Raw genomic sequence first — 17,765 nt, 5'->3', positions numbered from 1 at the left:
TGATCCGAGGTGTGGTCCGGAGACGGGCGGACATCCGACGGGCTGGCACTCGGAGAGGAGAAAAGGTGGGAAAGCGTGAGCACGTCTCTGGTGCCGGTCGCTGAAGAACAACTTCCGGTGCGGAACGCTAGGTGAATTCGATGCCGCCGAAGGGTGTCTCGCCCGAGGGCCACCGCGCCACCAGCACGATCACGAAGATCAGCACGCTGATGATTGTCAGCCAGATCGCGAGAACCGAGATGCGTCGTCTCTCTCGACTGAGAAACATCGCGAGGGCCGCGAACTGGGGCGCAGCGACCAGCAGGGGAATCGAGGCGATGAGGGGCGCGGAGAGCGCGGTCACGATCACACCGATGACGGCGCAGACTATCGCCAGCCGCCCCCACACCGTCGCATGCCGGGCGGCCCGCGCAACCTCCTCCGGTTGCTGCTGCGGAAAGACGACGATCTCCGGCCCGTAGGAGTTCGTCGCGGAGCCGGGGTTGAGCGTCAGCACCTGCCTGGCTGGAGAGCACACGCGGAAGGACACAGCCACGACGATCCAGAAGATGACCAGTTGATTGATCGCCGCGGGAAGCCAGAGGAACCCCACGCCGAAGCTGTTGGTGAACGCGGTCGCAGTGTCCGGGCCGAAGGTGTTGATCAGGAAGGCCATCGGGTAGAACAGGAACAGCATGAACGGCAGCACCGTCGGGAACGCGAGTATGCCGTGAATCGTGGACGGCCATGACGCCCACGGTCCACTCAGTTCGTCGGTGAAGAGCATCGACGCGAACAGGGCCACGAGCACGATCCACAGCGCAGCGTTACTCCAGCTCAGCGCCGGCACCCACCATCGGGGCATCCTCCGAGAAGCGTTCACCCTCTGGTCCTCCTCGCGAACCGTCATCGACTCAGACTCCGGGTCCATATCCGAAAGGGAAGGAGTCGGCGGTCAGTATGCCGGCCACCAGTAGGATCATGAAGATCAGCACGCTGAGGATGGTGAGCCCCGCAGCGATGGCCGGGGCGACGAATCGCTTCGCGTGCAGGAGAATCGCGACGAGCGCGCACTGCAGCGCCGCGACCAGCAGGGGGATGGACGCGATCACGGGCGAGGAGAGCGCCGTGATGACGAGGCCCGGCGCTGCGAACGCGACGGCCAGCCACCCCCAGACCCTCGCGTACGCGCTGGCCTGAGCCGCGCCCGCGGGCTCCGGGTGCTCGGCCGCCGTGGTGTCCGCGCCTCGGATCGGCGCCCTCCGCCCCTCCGGGACGATCCGCGAGTGCCCGCTCGCGAAGACGATGACGAAGGTCAGGATCACGAGCAGCCAGTAGGCGAGCAGCAGGTTGATCGCGGCCGGAAACCAGGGTGCCCCTGCGGCGAAGGCGTCCACCAGCACCGGGGCGGTCCGCGACTCGAACTCGTTGAGGACCCACGCGGTGAAAGTGAACAGGAAGATGGCGTACGGAGCGAGAATGAAGGCGGCCGGCATGGACGCTGCCAGCAGGATCGGCCCGACCTCCGGCAGCCCTGAGATCCCGCCCCTGCCCTCGACGAACGCCAGAGCGTAGAGCGCACCCAGGACGAGCAGCAGCAGAGCGTTGCTCCAGCTCACCGCCGGCGCCCACCGGCGGGGCATTCTCCAGAACGCGTTCACTGCTTCACCGTGCTCGTAATGCCGTTGGCAAATGGCTGCCAGATAACTGTTGCCCCACAACGGGAACTCTATGGCTTATTCACGGTTTGTCGTGAGCAAGTTCCGAATCGTTATGGTGCCCCGAGCCGATGAGCTCGGGGCACCACCCTGCGTGTACCAAGAGATACTCACTCCGTCGAGTCGGTTGACTCCACACTCAGCCCGGTTCGGCGACGCCTCGCGACCCACGCCAGTGCCGCCGCACCGGCCGCGAGGACGAGTCCCGCGACGCCGAGCAGCCCGCCCGGGGAGAGCGGTGCCGAACCCGTCACGGGCAGCCGCTCGCTGACGCGGGTGATCTCGTTCTTCGCCCCGCACTCGCCGCGGTGGATCACGGTCTCCTCACCGTCGACCTTCAGTCGGAGACTCTCGACCCAGTAGATCGTGCCGACATGCGCCGTCTCGGTCGTGAACTTCTCCGAGGTGTACTCTCCCGGCTTCGTCACCCTCACCGTGTCGGAGACGAAGATCCGGTTGCCGGCCTCGCAGACCGGGTCCGGGCTGTCTGCGGGTTGCAGGTACGCCTCGAAGATCACGTCGTGCGACACCCCGTCCCTCGTCGACAGCGGGCCCTCGACATCTGCGACGTCCCAGATCTCCTCGCCGACGATTGCGGACGACACCGCGGTCGTGGTGACCTTCGGCTCGGGCACGTTCGTGGTCTCGTTCTCGAGGCCGCACTCGCCGCGGGCGAGTTCAGCGCGGTGCAGTTCGGCGCCTTCATCTCCGCCGCCTCCATCAGCACCGATCTGCCACAGCGTCTCGATCCACCAGATCGTGCCCGCATGCTCCGGAGTCGCGATCGTGCGAGACGACTCGTATGTCCCAGGCCCCGTGACAGCCGTCGCCTCCGTGGTGAACAGCAGGTTCCCCGGCTCGCACACCGGAGCGCCGCCACCGTACTCAGCGCGATACGCGGAGAACGTCACCTCGTGGGTCACGCCCTCACGCGCCGACAGTTCGCCCTCGACGATCGCGGTGTCGTAGAGCTCGTCGCCGTAGAACGCGACCTCCACCGCCTGCGTGGTCACGGTCGGCCCGGTCGCCTCGGTGGTCTCGTTCTCCAGACCGCACTCGCCGCGGTGCACTTCAGTGCGCTCGCCGCCCTCGATCACCCACAGGGTCTCGATCCACCAGATCGTCCCCACATGCGCCGTGGTCGCGACGACCCGCTCGGACTCAACCTCGCCCGGACCGGTCACCTCGGTCGCGCCGGTCTCGAAGAGCCGGTTGCCCGTCTCGCAGACCGGAACCTGCTGCGTCGCCTCCCCGGTCTCCTCAAGTTCCTCCGGCGTCGACGCGCGCTCCTCGAACACTCCCTGGAACGCCTCGAAGGTCACCTCCCACCGGGCGTGATCGTTCCGCGCGAGCTCGCCACTCACGATCGCCGTATCGAAGAGGTGGTCGCCGACCACCGCGTCCTCGACGGCTCTCGTCTCGACCTCGGGGTGCGACACCGTGGTGGTCTCGTTCTCCAGCCCGCACTCGCCGCGGTGCACCAGCTGCGGATCCCCACCCTCCGGGGTCAGATACAGCGACTCGACCCACCAGATCGTCGTCCCGTGCGCGTAACGCACCGGCAAGGATCCCGACTCGACCTCGCCCGGCCCGGTCACGGGCACCTCACCGGAGCGGTAGATCAGGTTGCCGGTCTCGCACGTCGGCTCCGCCGCCGCCGGATCGTCCTCATCGTCGTGGCTGATCGTCTGTGCCGGGGCTCGGTACGCTTCGAATACCAGGTGGTACTCGGCGCCTGCGGCGAAGCGGCCGGTCACTGTCGCCGTGTCGGAGATCTCGTCGCCGATCACCGCGGTCTCGGTCGCCTGCGTCACGACGCCCGGGGTGGAGATCGCGGTCTTCTCGTTCGCGAGCCCGCACCGGCCGGTGTGGAGGTTGGTGCTGCTCCGCCAGTAGCGCTCGGTCCAGTAGACCGTGCCGGCGGACTTCACCTCCACCGGCTCGGACGTATACCGTCCCGCAGCGGTCACGCGCTGCCTGGCCGTGGTCGCCACCGGCTGCAGCACGCACAGCTCCGCGGCAGAAAGGCCCGCGAGCTCCTCCTCCGTCCAGGTCACCGGATCCTGTCGCGCGACCGTCTCGGTCGCCGGCACGGGGTTCCCGTCGTCATCGAGGACCGGCACCGGGTTCCCGTCGGCATCGAACACCGGGTTCCCGTCCGCATCGACCTCGAGCTGATACGTCGGCAGGCCGTCCGCGTCGAGCACGGGCTCCTCGACATCGTAGGGGTCGCCGAGGATCGGATTCCACGAGCTGTCATGCTTCGTCGCTCCGGCCAGCGGCTGCAGGTACGCCACGAAGTCGATATACCCCGGCTGCGGCAACGCGGAGGCTGCGCCCGTGACGATCGCGGTGTCGGTCATCGTGCCGCCCACATCGGCCGACGCCTGCGCCTGACTCGACACCGACCAGGTGCTCGGGGTCGCGGCGGTCACCGTCGCGCTCGCGCCGAGCGTCCCGCCGAGGGTCTTCACCGTCGAGGATCCGGTCGTTCCCACAACCCGCTGCTGCGGCACATTCGACGCCTTCCACGTCTTGATCTTCGGCTCCCAGCCACGAGTGCCGGTGGTCTTCCACTTCGCCTTCGCCGTGATCACCGTCTGCTTCTTCGGCTTCGGGGCATCCAGCGTAAAGCCACGACTCCCGGCCTTGCCGCTGGTCACCGTCACGGACCGCTTGCCGCTGCTCGTGAACTTCGCCTTCGTCAGCGTGATAGACGTCGCCCCCGCAGGCCAGGACACCGTGCCCTGCGTCCTCGCGGAGTTGATCGTGAGCGCGAGCTTCCCGGTCACCTTCTTCGGCGCTACCGGCGCGACCGCGTTCCTCTTCGCCGCAGCGAGCATGGCATTCGCATCGTTCAGGATCGCGCGGCCCTTCGCCGATCCGCGCAGCGTGCTCTTGAGCGAGGAGATCTTGTTATCGGCCCGCAGGATCCAGATCGCCGTGGCGAGGCCCGCCGCCTGGCTGCCCTTCGACGTCTGCGCGTAGGTATCCAGCAGATAGTTCAGCTGACGCATCTTCGACTTCGACGACATCTTGCTCGCCTTGATCCCGGAGGGACTGCGGTACGCGGGAAGCGAGGAGACCGTCGTGTTGCTCGGGAGGTCGGCCCAGGGGTCGGCAACGCCACGCTCCGAGCAGTAGACGATCCTGCCGTTGTGGCGGTAAGCCCCGATCCAGCCGATGCCCGGGATGTTCGAGACTCCCGGACCCTTGCCGGCTGCTTCCGCGACTCCGGTTCCGACGACCGACGAGACGCCGCCCAGCGCACCGGCGAACAGCGCGCCGGCGAGCACGAGCATGACGACCCGGCGCAGGAGCGGAGGTCGTCGACGTGCGGTCGCCGTGCGCCTTCGTGACGCGTGATGGACGGGCACCTCTCGGTGCCCTGAGTCGTTCGCTGCGAGCATGAGCGTCCTTTCTTCGTGAGGATGTCCAGACTGCGCCGAACCGCCCGTCGACCGATTCGGTTATCCACACCTTCGAGTGGCATCGTGGGCGGCTCCGGGACGCACGCGGGGCCGATTCGCCCTGCGATGACTTCCGTGCTAGGCTGATCTCTTGTGCCGCGGGGTGGAGCAGTTCGGTAGCTCGCCGGGCTCATAACCCGGAGGTCGTAGGTTCAAATCCTGCCCCCGCAACGAAATAAGAAAAGAGGATGCCCGGAAGGGCATCCTCTTTTCTCGTTGCAGCGCGAGGCCCGCAACCGAGCGGGTTGTGCCGGATCAGCGCGGCACCGGCCTTTTTCGCACAGGGAGAGGATGCCGCCCTGTGAGCGGCATCCTCTCCTCGGGTGCTATTCGGCCTGCATGGCCCGCTCGATGGCGTCGCGGAGCCGCTCGTCCGCTTCGCCGAACGCCGCCCAGTCGCCCTGCTGCATCGCCTCGTCGCGCTCGCTGAGCGCTTCCTGCATGTCTTTCAGCGCGGTCTCCAGATCGGCCGAGGGGACGCTCGGCTCGACCGGCTCGCCGGGTTCCTCGGACGGATCCTCGGGAGTCTCGCCGCTGATGTCGCCATCGCCGGCATCGACGCCGGAGTTTCCACCGAACAGGGAGTCGAGTGCCTCGTCGAGCGTGTCCTCGAACGCGATCTCATCGCCGAAGGAGGCGAGCACCTTCTGCAGAATCGGGAAGCTGGTGCCCTGCTTCGCCTGCACGTAGACGGGCTGCACGTAGAGCAGACCACCGCCCACCGGCAGTGTCAGCAGGTTACCGCTGATCACCTCGCTCTCCCCCTGGCGCAGGATGTTGAGCAGCTGCGAGACCTGGTTGTCGGTCGTGAAGCTGTTCTGCACCTGCCCGGGCCCGGGGATGCTGGTTCCCTTCGGAAGGGTCAGCAGTTTCAGCGTGCCGTACTCCTCGGAGACGACCCCGTCCTCCGACCCGGCATTCGCATTCGCCGCGAGATAGCCGGTGAGGATATCGCGCTGTCCCGCGCCCTCGGCTCGGGGGATGTAGGTCGAGTAGATGGAGAAGTTCGGATCGGCGTTCGCCCCCGCCGCGAGCGTCAGATAGTAGGGCGGCTGCTTGGGCTGGCCGCTGCCGGCGGAGGTCGAGGCCGCCGTGGAGGTCCCGTCCGCGTTGGTCTGCGTGGTGGTGGTCGTCGTGCGTGCGCTCGTCGACACCGGGTCGGTGGGAGTCCGCCAGGCGTCCTCGTCCGAGTAGAACGCGCCGGGGTCGGTGACGTGGTAGGTGGCGAGAAGCTCGCGCTGCACCTTGAACATGTCGCTCGGGTAGCGCACGTGGCTCAGCAGTTCGCCGCTCATCTCCGAGATGCTCTTCAGCGTGCCCGGGAAGATGCCGCCCCATGCTTTGAGCAGAGGATCCTCCTCGTCCCAGGCGTACAGCGACACCGAGCCGTCGTAGGCGTCCACGGTCGCCTTCACCGAGTTGCGGATGTAGTTGACCGGGTTGCTCAGCTGGCTGCGGCGCGGATTGTCCGCGTCGACGATGAGCTCGTTCATGTCCTTGAGCTCGCTGTAGGGGTACGCGTCGGAAGTGGTGTACCCGTCGACGATCCACACCACGCGGCCGTCGACGACCGAGGCGTACGGCGCCGAATCGATCGTCAGATACGGCGCCACCTTCTGGACGCGGTCGACCGGGTTCCGATCGTAGAGGATCTGGGATCCGTCAACGACCGCGCCGGAGAGCAGCACCTCCATGTCCTGGAATTTGAGCGCATAGATGATCTTCGTGAAGATGTTGTCGATGACCGGGCCGCCGTCCCCGGAGAAGGTGGTGAGATTCTGGCGGGCTCCGTCGCTCTCCTCGACGATCTCCTCCACCGGAGCCTCTTCGGCGGCCGGAGCCTCCTCCGCTCCTTCGGCGGGCTGCTCGGCCGCGTCGTCCTCCGCGGGCGTCTGGGTCTGGTCGTCCGCCGGGTAGTCGAGCTCGATCGGTCGATCCCGCTCGCCGCCGACGATGGAGTACTCGGGAGAGTACATGCCGAAGTACACGCGGGGCTCGAAGTCTCCGAGCCGGCCGCTGGTCGGGATACCGCTCTCCAGGAACACCGGCTCGCCGCCCGAGGATCGCTGGTTGCCGTAGGCCGCCACCAGGCCGTAGCCGTGGGTGTAGACGAGGGTGCGGTTGTACCATCCCTGCTGTCCGTCGACGTTGATGTCGCGGATGGCGGAGACGGTGTCCTCGGTCTTCCCGTCGATCTCGTAGCGATCGACGCTGAGCGAGCTGGGGAACTGGTAGTACTGCCGGCTCTGCTCGAGCTGCGCGAAGGTCGGCGAGACCACCTCGGGATCGATGATGCGGATGTTCGAGGTGGTGACGGCGTCGCCGCGCAGCTGACCGGGCTCGGCGTCGGTGACCGCGTCGTAGCGCTCCACCTCGACCTGGTCGATGCCGTAGGCGTGCCGGGTCGCCTCGATGTTCCGCTCGAGGTACTCGTTCTCGAGGCTCTTCTCATCCGGCTTCACCCGGAATTCCTGGATCGCCCAGGGGTATCCGACGCCCACCACGAGACCGCTGACCAGCAGAAGCGCGGTGCCGATCACGGGGAGGCGCCATTTGCCGGTGAAGGCGGTCACGAGGAAGAGCACGGCGACGAGCACCGCGATCGCGGCGAGGATCTGCTTGCCGGGGATCACGGCGTGCACGACCGAGTACGTCGCCCCGGTGAACCGTCCGCTCGCATCGGTCAGCGAGGCGTACTGGTCGAGCCAGAGGCTGATTCCCTGCAGCAGCAGGTAGAGGGTGGCGAATACGGCGGTCTGGATCCGCGTGGCCTTCGAGATCCTGAAGTCCCGCCCGGAGAACGATATGCCGCCGTAGAGATAGCTCGTCGCCACCCCGGCGATCAGGCAGAGCAGGATCACCGCGGAGGCGAAACCGACGACGCCCTGCCAGAAGGGCAGCTGGAAGAGGAAGAAGGAGAGGTCGAGCCCGAACTCGGCGTCGGTCTCCCCGGTCGGCGACGAGTTGAGCCAGAGCAGCACCCGCTGCCACTGCGACGCGGCCGCGAACCCGCCGAACAGGCCGACGAGGGCGGGAAGCGCCCACTTGACCACCCGGCGCACCGGCTCGACCAGTTCCTGGTAGCGATCGAGCTGCGCGGTGAGACGCGCGTAGACGGGACGCTTGCGATAGGCGAGGTCGATCGCGAAGAAGACCGGAACGGCCATGGCGAGGAAGCCGATGACGAACATGACTCCAGCGGCGATCCACTGGGTCGTCAGCACCGGGAGATACCCCAGCTGCCGATACCACAGCACCTCGGTCATCACCGACGCGACGGCCAGGAATCCGAGGATCAGGAGGATCACCAGGACGACGGTGACGGCGATCGGGGAAATACGGCGGGTGCGGGCCGGCTCTGCTGAGGTGCTCTGGTCGGTCACGTGGGTACTCTCCATCGGGGCAACGAAACTTGCGTTCGTCCAACCCTATCGGGGGCTACTGACAATACCCCCAGCGGACCGCGCTCCTCATCCCGCGCGGCAGCGCTCCACTCCGGCCGCAGAGCCGCCCGCCGCGACCGATCCGATCGCCTCGACCGCCTCGTCGAGATCCGCCACCGGGACGATCTTCATGCCCGCGGGCAGGCGCTCGGGCAGGTCCGCGCAGTTCTCGACCGGCATGAGCATGAGATCGGTTCCCGCGGAGGCGGCCGCCCACAGTTTCGACGACAGCCCGCCGATGGGCCCGACCGTCCCGTCGACGTCCATCGTCCCGGTGCCGCTGATCGCCAGCCCGCCGGTGAGCTCACCCGGTGTCAGCAGGTCGTAGACGGCGAGCGCGAAGACCAGTCCGGCGCTCGGACCGCCGATCCGGTCGAGCTCCAGCTCGACGTCGAACGGGACATCGAGCTCCGGTGCCGCGGTGACGCCGAGCATGAGCTCGCCGCTGCCGTCGAGGCTCTCCGGGACGAGCGATATCTCGAGCCGCCTCCCCTCGCGCTCGACCTCCAGCAGCGCCGCGTCGCCCGCCTCCCGATCCCCCACCTCGGCTCGCAGTTCCGCGACGGTCGACACGGCCTTCCCGTCGACGCCGAGCAGCAGATCCCCCTCGCGCAGCGTGCCGACCGCCGGCCCGTCCTCGAACACGCCGGCGACGACGACGGTGCTCTGCGGCGGGGTGCCCAGCTTGTTCAGGGCCGCAGCCGTGGCCGTCGCCTGGGAGGAGAGCATGAGCTCGGCGTTCTGCTGCGTACGCTCGTCGGAGGAGACCTCATCGGGGAAGACCGCCTCCCGAGGGAGGATCTGCTTGGTGGGATCCGTCATCGCGCCCAGGACGCGCAGCCAGCTCGCCGGGTGCTCGGGGCTGCCGGAGATCACGACGCTCAGCACGTTCAGGGAGCCGGCGGTCTCGTAGGTCTCGGTCCCGTCGACCTGCAGCACGTCGAAGGTGCCGTCCTCGGTCTCGATGGTTCCGAAGACGTCGACGACCGGCCCCGGCGCCTGGATGGCGTAGGGCGACGGGGTCGTGGAAGCGAGGAGGATCGCCGTGGCCGCCATCGCCGCCGCCAGCCACCAGCGCCAGGCCCCTCGCTTCGCCATCCGGCTCCCACCTCGCGCTCTCGTCCTGTTCGCAGCAAGCGCAATGGAGCGCCTCCCGAAACGGAGACACTAGCAGCACAATCTGGGTCGAATACCGTAGCGTTGAGGACATGAGCCAGAACGATCCCGACGACGCCGCGCACCCCGACGAGGACGGCGAGAACGAGGGCGCGCCGGATCCCGGCGGCGACGCCGAGGCGCTGCAGCGGCTGCTGAGGGATCTGCTCTCCGCGGAGGGCGGCAACGGCCTGGTCGGCTTCGACCCCGCGGCCCTGGCCCAGGCCGCCGGCCTCCCCGGCGACACCGGTTCGCTGCAGGGCCTCTTCGCCACGCTGCGCCAGGCCATGCAGAGCCCTGGCGAGGGCATCGACTGGGGCATCACCAGGAGCACCGCGATCGAGGTGGCCGCGCAGGGGTCCTCGGCCGAGGACGGCGCTGCGGCCCTGCGCGCCTTCCCCGTCGCCGGCCTCTGGCTCGACGAGGCGACCGAGGTCGGCCAGAGCCCCGACGCACCGCGGACCCTCACCCGCGTGGAATGGGTGCAGCAGACCGTCGACACCTGGATCAGCCTGGCCGAGCCGGTGGCCGAATCGATCTCGAATGCGCTCATGGACGCGCTGGACGATCAGCTCCCCGAAGAGCTCCGCACCGCGGTCGGAGGCTTCGGACCGATGCTGCGCAGCGTAGGCGGGGCCCTCTTCGCCACTCAGCTCGGGCAGGTCGTGGGCAAGCTGTCCCGCGAGGTGGCCGCCGGCGGGGATGTGGGCATCCCCCTCTTCGCAGGTCCCGGGAGGGAGGGCGGGGTGCTCATCCCGAGCGGAGTCGCGTCCTTCGCCGAGGGACTGGAGCAGGACTCCGAGGCGGTCACCCTCTATCTCGCCGTGCGGGAGCTGGCGCATGCGCGGTTGTTCCGGCATGCGAAATGGCTGAGGCTCCACCTCAGCACCGCGATCGCCGAGTATGCGCGGGGCACCAAGATCGATACCCACCGCATCGAGGAGCTGGCCCGGGACATCGACCCCTCGGACACCGAGGCGGTGCAGCGCCTGGTGTCGAGCGGGGCGCTGATCCCGCCGAAGACCCCGGAGCAGGTCGCGGCGCACGAGCGACTGGAGACGATGCTCGCCCTGGTCGACGGCTGGGTCGACGTGGTGACCGCCGACGCGGTCACCCGTCTGCCTGGCGCGGATGCCATCGCCGAGATGGTGCGTCGCCGCCGCGCGACCGGCTGCCCTGCCGAGCACGCCTTCAGCACGCTGGTCGGGCTCGAGCTCAGGCCGCGCCGCCTGCGCGAGGCGGCGGCCGTCTGGCGGCTGGTCGAGGAGCGGGGCGGGGCGGCCAGGCGCGACGGCCTCTGGGCGCATCCGGATCTGCTGCCGACCGCCGAGGAGCTCGACCACCCGGCGAGACTGCTCGAGCGGCTCGGGCTGGCCGGGGCCGAGCCGGGCGAGCAGGAGCCGGATGACTTCGATCGCGAGCTCGCCAAGCTGCTCGACGGCGAGTTGCCCCCGCCCGCGGACGGCACTCCGCCCGCCGAGGACGACGGCCCCGCGCCGGTCTGAGCCCTCGCGACGGGGCGAGGCACCGGACGGCGGGAATCACGACCGTCGAGTTGCCCCGGACTCGCCCCTCACAGTCGCGAGAGGGCGTGACGTTCTCGGCCTCCGCGGCTCAGGGCTGTGGACAACGACGACCGCACCGCGGACGCTGCCAGAGTGGACGCATGACAGCGTCCTACGCCCGCCTCGATCCGTCCCTGCCGCTCTGCTGGGAGGACGAGAACACCCTCAGGCTCGGCTTCGACCGCGCCGAAGCACGATTCACGCGGCCCTCCCCCGCTGTTCAGCGCCTGCTCTCGGCCTTGCGCTCGGGTATCCCGGGCGATCGCATCGGCCGGACCGTCCGCGAGTCGGGCGCCACCCGCGCCGAGTGGCACGAGGTCTCGGAACGACTGGGATCCGCGCTGATCCTCGACCCGCCTACGCCGCCGATCGTCCGTCCGGCTCCGCGGATCGGCCTGCTGGGCGGCGGCGCCTCGTCCGAGCAGCTGGGTGCCGCGCTGCTCCGCGCGGGATGCCGGGTCGCGCCGTTCCGCTCCCGGCACCCGGAGAGGGCCGAGCCCTTCGACCTCGTGATCGTGATCGAACGGTTCATCGAGGCCCCGCACCGCGCCGGGCGCCTGCTGGCCTCCGGGCTGCCGCAACTGCTCCTCCGCTTCACGGATCGCAGCATGCGGCTCGGCCCGATCGTGAGCGGACGGGGCCGGCCCTGTCACACCTGCGCGATCCTGCACGACTCGGAGGCCGATCCGGCGGTGCCGGCCCTCGCCGCGCAGCTTCTCGGCGGAGCACCCGCCGCCGAGACCCTGGCGAGTGCCGAGTTCGCCGCCGTGCTCGCCATCGCCACCGTACTCCGCTGGTGGGTCGGCGGCCGCGAGTACGACGGCACCCGGGTGACCGTGCCGGTGCGCGACGGGCTCCCCGTGGCGGAGCTCGAGCGCGACACGGTGCGGCCTCACCCCGACTGCGGCTGCGGGATCGCGGACTAGGGCGTCGAGGGACCCTTCGGCGAGGATGCGGTTGCAGCGCTCCGCCTTGCCGTTGTGACGCGGCACATACGGGGTGACCCGCTGACGGCGGGCCGGGAGCACGGCTCGCCGAGAGCTTTTGTGCGGGCGAGACGGGTGCATCCGTCGATCGCCGGAGGAGCGTCGCGATGTGGGTTCACGTCGCGTCATCGCGTGCTGGCGAGATGAGCTTCGACAGGGGTGAGGACCTGTCGAGCATCTCCATGAGACGTTCTGCGCTCATGAGTGCCAGCCCGTCGGCGCTTCCGAGCACCAGGAGTTTGTCGCCTGGTTCGAAACCGTGGTCGCGGCGCGCCTGCGCGGGGATGGCGATCTGTCCGCGTTCGCCGATCGTGACCGAGCCGTAGAACTTCCGTCCGCCGGGCCCGGTCACGACGTCGGCGACCTCATCATCTTCAGTTGACATGGAATACATGTTATACATGTCATGTGGTGGACGCGCGCAGATCGAAGAGGAGTCGTCGAATGGTCCTGGTCGTCGGCGTCGTAGTCGGGGTCGTCGTTGTCGTCGCCGGTCTGGGGATCGGGTTCTACGCTTGGAACAACACCACCTTCGCCGCCCGCGACCGAGACGCCGTGACGGAGGCCGGCTACGTCGAGCACACCCACGAGCTCACGAACGGCACTCGGCTCAACTACGCGGAAGGGCCCGCGAACGGGTCCGCGGTGCTGCTCGTCCACGGCCAGGGCAGCGCGTGGGAGAGTTACGCGCCCGCGTTGCCGGAACTCGCGCAGGACTTCCACGTCTTCGCCATCGATGTCGCGGGCCACGGTTCGTCGAGTCGCACGCCCGGCGGGTACGACGTTCACGCCATCGGTGCAGGTGTCGCCTCGTTCATCGACGACGTCATCGGCGAGCCCGTGATCCTGTCGGGCCATTCCTCAGGTGGGCTTATCGCCGCATGGGTGGCGGCGAACGCACCAGCACAGGTCGCGGCGGTGCTGTTCGAGGACCCGCCGTTCTTCTCCACCGAGCCGGATCGCATGCCGCAGCAGTTCAACTACGTTGATCTCGCGACCCCCGCGCACGAGTTTCTCCAGCAGGATGATGAGACCGATTTCGCGAGCTGGTACGTCGAGCACAACGCGTGGATCCGCTACTTCGGAAGCGGCCACGAAGGCATCGCCGGGTACGCGCGCGACTATCGCAGAGCCCGCCCTGACGAGGCCCTGAACATCTGGTTCCTCCCGCCATCGGTGAACAAGTCCTTCCGATACATGCACGAGTTCGATCCGGCTTTTGCCGACGCGTTCCACACGCTCGACTGGCAACGTGACTTCGACCAACAGGCGACGCTCGAAGCCGTCGAGGCGCCGTCGATCCTGGTGCACGCGAACTGGAGGATCACGGACGCGGGAATCCTCGAAGGAGCCATGACCGACGACGACGCGGCGCGCGCCTGCGCCGCACTGCTCGACTGCCGAATCGAACGTGTCGCTACCGGCCACAGCTTTCACGACGAAGACCCTCGCTCCTTCGTTCGACTCATCCGGCGGCTAGGTGACGCAACCGTCTGAAAGCCCGGGAGGCGCCGCTCTGGCGCGGTCAATCGTCGACGACGTCATGGCCGGCAACAACTAGTGCCTGCCCGAGCGCGGCAGCGGCAGCCCGGCCTCCGCGACGAAGCGCGAGGGAGCCCGGTCCGCCCGGGCGCCGCCCGCGGTGCCGGATATCCTGAGCACGTCCCGCGCGCGGGTCAGAGCGACGTAGGCCAGGCGGCGCTCCTCATCGATGGCGCGCGCGTCCTCCGCGTAGACGATCGGCAGCAGCCCCTCGCTCATGCCGATCAGATGCACGAGGGACCACTCGAGCCCCTTCGCCGCGTGGATCGCGCTCAGCGTCACCGCTTCGAGCGCCGGTTCGTGATTCACCCGCGAACGGGCGAGCAGCTCTTCGCTGAACTCCTGAATCGTCGTCTTCGGGGGGAACTCGTCGACCAGGGCGAGGATCGCGTTCAGCGACTGCCAGCGCTCGCGCGCCGCGGCGCCCTCCGGCGGCGCGGTCCCCCACCCCACCGCGCGGAGCAGATCGCTGACGATCTGGAAGAGCGGCCGGTCGTCGGCGACCTTGGCTTGTCCGCGCACGAGCATGACGGCCTGACGCACCTCCGCGCGGTCGAAGAAGCGCTGCGCCCCGTGCACCGTCGTGTCGACGCCCAGGCCGTTCAGAGCCGCCTCGATCTCCGCGGACTGGGCGTTCGCCCGATAGAGCACGGCGATCTCCGCCGCCGGCGTTCCCGCGTCGATGCTCTCCCGGATCGAGGCGGCCACGGCCTCCGCCTCCTCGCGCTCGCTCCGGAACCACTCGAAGGCCGGTTCGCTCTCCCCCGTCTTGGCGCTGTGCAGGGTGAGCGCCCCCGGCTGGTCGCGCATCAGCCGGTTCGCCGCCCTGACGATCGACCCCGAGGAGCGGTAGTTGCGCTCCAGGCGGAACTGCCGCGCGCCGGGATGCTCCTCGTCGAAGCGCAGGAGGTAGGCGTTGTCGGCGCCCGCGAAGCCGTAGATCGTCTGGCTCGCGTCGCCGACCACGCACACGTCGTCCCGGTCGCCGAGCCAGGCGCGCAGGAGCGCGTGCTGCAGGGGCGAGACGTCCTGATACTCGTCAACCGTGAAGAACCGGAACCGCTCGCGCACCTGCACGGCGACCCGGGGTTCGGACTCGATCATCCCCGTGGTGAGGATCAGGACGTCCTCGAAATCTATCTGCCGCCGTTCCTCGAGCCGAAGCGCGTAGTTCTCCTGAAGACGGATGAGCTGCTGCGCATCGAGGCCGTTCGGCGCCGTCCGCTCGCCCGCGTGGAGGCGGACGGAGTAGTCCTCGATGCTGAGCATCGAGACCTTGCGCCACTCGATCTCGGACGCCACGTCGCGCAGCGCCTCCTTCGAGAGGCCGAGGTCGAGCGCATCTGCCAGTTGCGCGAGCGTCGGGATCTTTCCCCCTCCGAGCAGTTGGGGCGCCGGGCCTCCGACGAGCTGCGGCCAGAAGTATCCGAGCTGCGCCAGCGCCGCGGAGTGGAAGGTCTGCGCGCGCACGCCCTCCGCGCCGAGCCCGCGCAGGCGCGCCTGCATCTCGCCGGCCGCTTTGCGCGTGAAGGTGACTGCGAGCACCCGCTCGGGCGCATAGACACCGCTGCTGACCCCGTGCGCGATGCGATGGGTGATGGTCCTCGTCTTGCCCGTACCGGCTCCGGCGAGCACCGAGACGGGACCGCGCAGGCACTCGGCGATCTGCCGCTGATCGGGGTCGAGCCCCTCGAGCGCACGCTCAGCCACCATCGCCCTCGGCGACCCACAGGTCGATCAGCCACCTGGCGATGGACATCGGCATCGGAAGCCTGATCCCGGGCGCGGGGTCGCTCAGCTCCCGCCGCGTGAACCAGCGCACCTCGGAGAGCTCTCCGGGATCGGGGACGAGCGCGTCGGGATCCGCTCCGGCTGCGGGTCGGGCGCGGAACCCGAGCATGAGGGAGCGCGGGAAGGGCCACGGCTGGGAGACGACGTATCGCACGTCGTCGACGCGGAGACCGGACTCCTCCTCGATCTCGCGGATCACGGCCTGCTCCGCCGATTCGCCGGCCTCGATGAAGCCCGCCAGCAGCGAGAAGCGGCCGCTCTCCCAGAGCGCGTTCGACCCGAGCAGCAGACGATCCTCGTGTTCGACGAGGACGATCACGACCGGGTCGGTGCGCGGGAAGTGCTCTCCTCCGTGCGCGTCGATGCGCGCCCACCCGCCCAGCGCGGGTCGCGTCGGGCCGCCGTCCCGCGGCGAGAAGGGCGAGGTGCGGTGCCAGGCGATGAGCGCCAGCCCGACCGCCAGCAGCTCGCCCTCGACCGGATCGAATCCTGCGCCCGCCTCGAAGGGCTGGCACCAGCCCGCCTGCGGCTCAGGTTCGGGTCGGGATCCGTCGACCGCTTCGGCGGCGAAGACCGGATCTCCCGCGGCGCGGCCGAGGTAGTAGTGGTCGGGTCCGCGACGGCCTTCGACCGGGATCAGGTCGAGCGAGGTGCGCTCGGCCCCGCGTTCCCGCACGGCGACACGGCCCTCGCGGAAGCGCAGCAGACGCGCGCCGGGCTCTGCCCAGGCCGCGTCGAGCGCGTCCTCGCTCGCTCTCGCGGCGGCGTCCCTGTCGATGTACCCGCCGGTCAGCTGCGGGTGCGGCGTCCCGGTCATCCGGCCTCCTCAAAGGTTGTTCGAAGGTTTCAGCCCGTGCGCGTGGCGCGCACCTCGGCGGCGGGCCGCTGTTTACGCTGAGTGCATGATCAGCACCCCTCTCACCTTAGCCGCGCTCGCCACCTCGGCGGTCCCGGGCCTGCGGGTCGTCGGCAGCCGCGCCCACGACGACGAGGGCTACGATGCGGCGGTGCTGGTGAGCGACGAGCGCGAGTTGCTGGTCCGGGTTCCGCGCACGACCGTTGCCGAGGTCCGGCAGTCCGGGGAGCTGCTGGGACTCGCAGCCCTCTCCCGGGGCGCGCGGGAGGAGCTTCCCTTCCGCGTTCCGGAGACCCTGGGGGTCACGCGGGCCGGCGATACCAGGGCCGTGGTGTCGACGTTCCTGCCCGGGGGGAGGATCGCGGCCGCGGACCTCGAATCCGATGCGCTGCTGCTGCTCCCTATCGCCGAGGCGCTGGCCGCGATCCATCGACTGCCGACCGCGCTGGTCCATCAGTCGGGCCTGCCTGCGCGCTCCGCCGAAGAGGTGCGGCGGAACGCGGCGCGCCTCGTCGAACGCGCGGCGGAGACCCGGCTGCTCCCGCGGACCGTGCACGGCCGCTGGCTGCAGCTGCTCGGCCAGACGCAGCTGTGGGATTTCGACCCCACCGCGGTGCACGGATCGTTCGACGCGGACCAGGTGCTCGTCGACGAGGACCGCGTCGTCGGGGTGCTCGGCTGGGGCGACTTCTCGGTGGGCGACCCAGCGGCCGATCTCGCGTGGCTGCTGGAGGCGGGGCCGGAGGTCCTGGACGCGGTGATCGCGAGATACTCGGCCGGTCGGGGCTCGGGAGGAGGGGGCGATCTGAGGTTCCGCGCTCAGCTCCACCACGAGCTGGGCGTCGCGGCCTGGCTGATCCACGGCGTGGAGGCCCACGACGACGCGATCGTCGAGGACGCGGTCGGCATGCTCGATCGGCTCGTCGATCGGCTCTCCCGTCCGGGCGGCGCGGCACCTGCTCGGCGACCGGCGTCTCCCGGCGAGGCCGAGCGGATCCTCGACGAGGTCCCCGAGCTCCCCGAGGATCGACGGAGCGAGACCGCCGAGTACGAGGCCCTGGACGAGGACCGCGCGTTCTCGCTCGAGGCCGACTTCGCCGACGACGGCCATGAGGACCTCGAGGAGGGGCCGCCCGGTGCCCGGGAATCGCGGAGCGACCCCGGAGACGATTCGGCGGACGCGACGGAGGCCTATCGCCGCGACGCGGCCGAGCACGCGACGGAGCCCATCGACCCTCTCACCGACCGCTGAGCCCGCGC

General features: G+C 69.3%; 12 protein-coding genes and 1 tRNA gene. 5 read left to right on the top strand and 8 right to left on the bottom strand.

Annotated features, from left to right (window positions below; translation table 11 throughout):
* Nucleotides 1-127 precede the first annotated feature (127 nt).
* From J4H92_RS04230 to J4H92_RS04220, 3 genes are all read right to left on the bottom strand, one after another.
* Nucleotides 128-829: a hypothetical protein gene (locus J4H92_RS04230; RefSeq protein WP_208096399.1), complete on the bottom strand. Its 702-nt coding sequence runs from the start codon at nucleotides 827-829 to the stop codon at nucleotides 128-130.
* A gap of 64 nt (nucleotides 830-893) precedes the next feature.
* Nucleotides 894-1,598 (bottom strand): hypothetical protein, encoded by a 705-nt coding sequence (locus tag J4H92_RS04225; protein WP_208096398.1) that lies wholly within the window; start codon nucleotides 1,596-1,598, stop codon nucleotides 894-896.
* A 209-nt stretch (nucleotides 1,599-1,807) separates the two neighbouring features.
* Nucleotides 1,808-5,107 (bottom strand): hypothetical protein, encoded by a 3,300-nt coding sequence (locus J4H92_RS04220; protein WP_208096396.1) that lies wholly within the window; start codon nucleotides 5,105-5,107, stop codon nucleotides 1,808-1,810.
* A 157-nt stretch (nucleotides 5,108-5,264) separates the two neighbouring features.
* On the opposite strand from J4H92_RS04220, the gene J4H92_RS04215 reads away from it, so the two are divergent.
* Nucleotides 5,265-5,338: transfer RNA gene (locus J4H92_RS04215), tRNA-Met, on the top strand.
* Nucleotides 5,339-5,493: 155 nt separating this feature from the next.
* Here the strand turns inward: J4H92_RS04215 and J4H92_RS04210 are convergent.
* Complete coding sequence (locus J4H92_RS04210; protein ID WP_424960860.1) at nucleotides 5,494-8,550, bottom strand: UPF0182 family membrane protein; 3,057 nt, start codon at nucleotides 8,548-8,550, stop codon at nucleotides 5,494-5,496.
* A gap of 87 nt (nucleotides 8,551-8,637) precedes the next feature.
* Entirely contained in the window at nucleotides 8,638-9,708 is a 1,071-nt protein-coding gene (locus J4H92_RS04205) for a YlbL family protein (RefSeq protein ID WP_208096391.1), read from the bottom strand.
* A gap of 110 nt (nucleotides 9,709-9,818) precedes the next feature.
* On the opposite strand from J4H92_RS04205, the gene J4H92_RS04200 reads away from it, so the two are divergent.
* The gene (locus J4H92_RS04200; protein ID WP_208096389.1) at nucleotides 9,819-11,270 is read left to right on the top strand and encodes a zinc-dependent metalloprotease; all 1,452 of its coding nucleotides are present in this window, start codon (nucleotides 9,819-9,821) and stop codon (nucleotides 11,268-11,270) included.
* A gap of 161 nt (nucleotides 11,271-11,431) precedes the next feature.
* Nucleotides 11,432-12,256: a hypothetical protein gene (locus tag J4H92_RS04195; protein ID WP_208096572.1), complete on the top strand. Its 825-nt coding sequence runs from the start codon at nucleotides 11,432-11,434 to the stop codon at nucleotides 12,254-12,256.
* A gap of 175 nt (nucleotides 12,257-12,431) precedes the next feature.
* Here J4H92_RS04195 and J4H92_RS04190 read toward each other — a convergent pair whose 3' ends face one another.
* Complete coding sequence (locus J4H92_RS04190; RefSeq protein WP_208096387.1) at nucleotides 12,432-12,701, bottom strand: AbrB/MazE/SpoVT family DNA-binding domain-containing protein; 270 nt, start codon at nucleotides 12,699-12,701, stop codon at nucleotides 12,432-12,434.
* Between the two features lie 170 nt (nucleotides 12,702-12,871).
* Here J4H92_RS04190 and J4H92_RS04185 point away from each other — a divergent pair, with 170 nt between their 5' ends.
* Nucleotides 12,872-13,813 carry an alpha/beta fold hydrolase gene (locus J4H92_RS04185; protein WP_208096385.1) on the top strand — a complete coding sequence of 314 codons (942 nt, stop codon included), beginning with the start codon at nucleotides 12,872-12,874 and terminating at the stop codon, nucleotides 13,811-13,813.
* A 60-nt stretch (nucleotides 13,814-13,873) separates the two neighbouring features.
* Here J4H92_RS04185 and J4H92_RS04180 read toward each other — a convergent pair whose 3' ends face one another.
* Both J4H92_RS04180 and nudC read right to left on the bottom strand, forming a co-directional pair.
* Nucleotides 13,874-15,571: an ATP-dependent helicase gene (locus J4H92_RS04180; RefSeq protein WP_208096383.1), complete on the bottom strand. Its 1,698-nt coding sequence runs from the start codon at nucleotides 15,569-15,571 to the stop codon at nucleotides 13,874-13,876.
* Nucleotides 15,561-16,466: an NAD(+) diphosphatase gene (nudC, locus tag J4H92_RS04175; protein WP_208096381.1), complete on the bottom strand. Its 906-nt coding sequence runs from the start codon at nucleotides 16,464-16,466 to the stop codon at nucleotides 15,561-15,563. Before nudC ends, J4H92_RS04180 begins: the two co-directional genes overlap by 11 nt.
* Before the next feature lie 85 nt (nucleotides 16,467-16,551).
* On the opposite strand from nudC, the gene J4H92_RS04170 reads away from it, so the two are divergent.
* The gene (locus J4H92_RS04170) at nucleotides 16,552-17,757 is read left to right on the top strand and encodes a phosphotransferase (protein WP_208096379.1); all 1,206 of its coding nucleotides are present in this window, start codon (nucleotides 16,552-16,554) and stop codon (nucleotides 17,755-17,757) included.
* Nucleotides 17,758-17,765: the final 8 nt, after the last annotated feature.

Source organism: Leucobacter weissii (genome assembly GCF_017565745.1).
GTDB classification, from domain to species: Bacteria; Actinomycetota; Actinomycetes; order Actinomycetales; family Microbacteriaceae; genus Leucobacter; species Leucobacter weissii.
This window is presented reverse-complemented; position numbering and strand designations above follow the sequence as displayed.

Coding starts and splice junctions, on each gene's coding strand:
- J4H92_RS04170 (WP_208096379.1), top strand. CDS start 16,552: ATGATCAGCACCCCTCTCACCTTAGCCGCGCTCGCCACCTCGGCGGTC.
- nudC (WP_208096381.1), bottom strand. CDS start 16,466: ATGACCGGGACGCCGCACCCGCAGCTGACCGGCGGGTACATCGACAGG.
- J4H92_RS04205 (WP_208096391.1), bottom strand. CDS start 9,708: ATGGCGAAGCGAGGGGCCTGGCGCTGGTGGCTGGCGGCGGCGATGGCG.
- J4H92_RS04195 (WP_208096572.1), top strand. CDS start 11,432: ATGACAGCGTCCTACGCCCGCCTCGATCCGTCCCTGCCGCTCTGCTGG.
- J4H92_RS04200 (WP_208096389.1), top strand. CDS start 9,819: ATGAGCCAGAACGATCCCGACGACGCCGCGCACCCCGACGAGGACGGC.
- J4H92_RS04180 (WP_208096383.1), bottom strand. CDS start 15,571: ATGGTGGCTGAGCGTGCGCTCGAGGGGCTCGACCCCGATCAGCGGCAG.
- J4H92_RS04190 (WP_208096387.1), bottom strand. CDS start 12,701: ATGTCAACTGAAGATGATGAGGTCGCCGACGTCGTGACCGGGCCCGGC.
- J4H92_RS04220 (WP_208096396.1), bottom strand. CDS start 5,107: ATGCTCGCAGCGAACGACTCAGGGCACCGAGAGGTGCCCGTCCATCAC.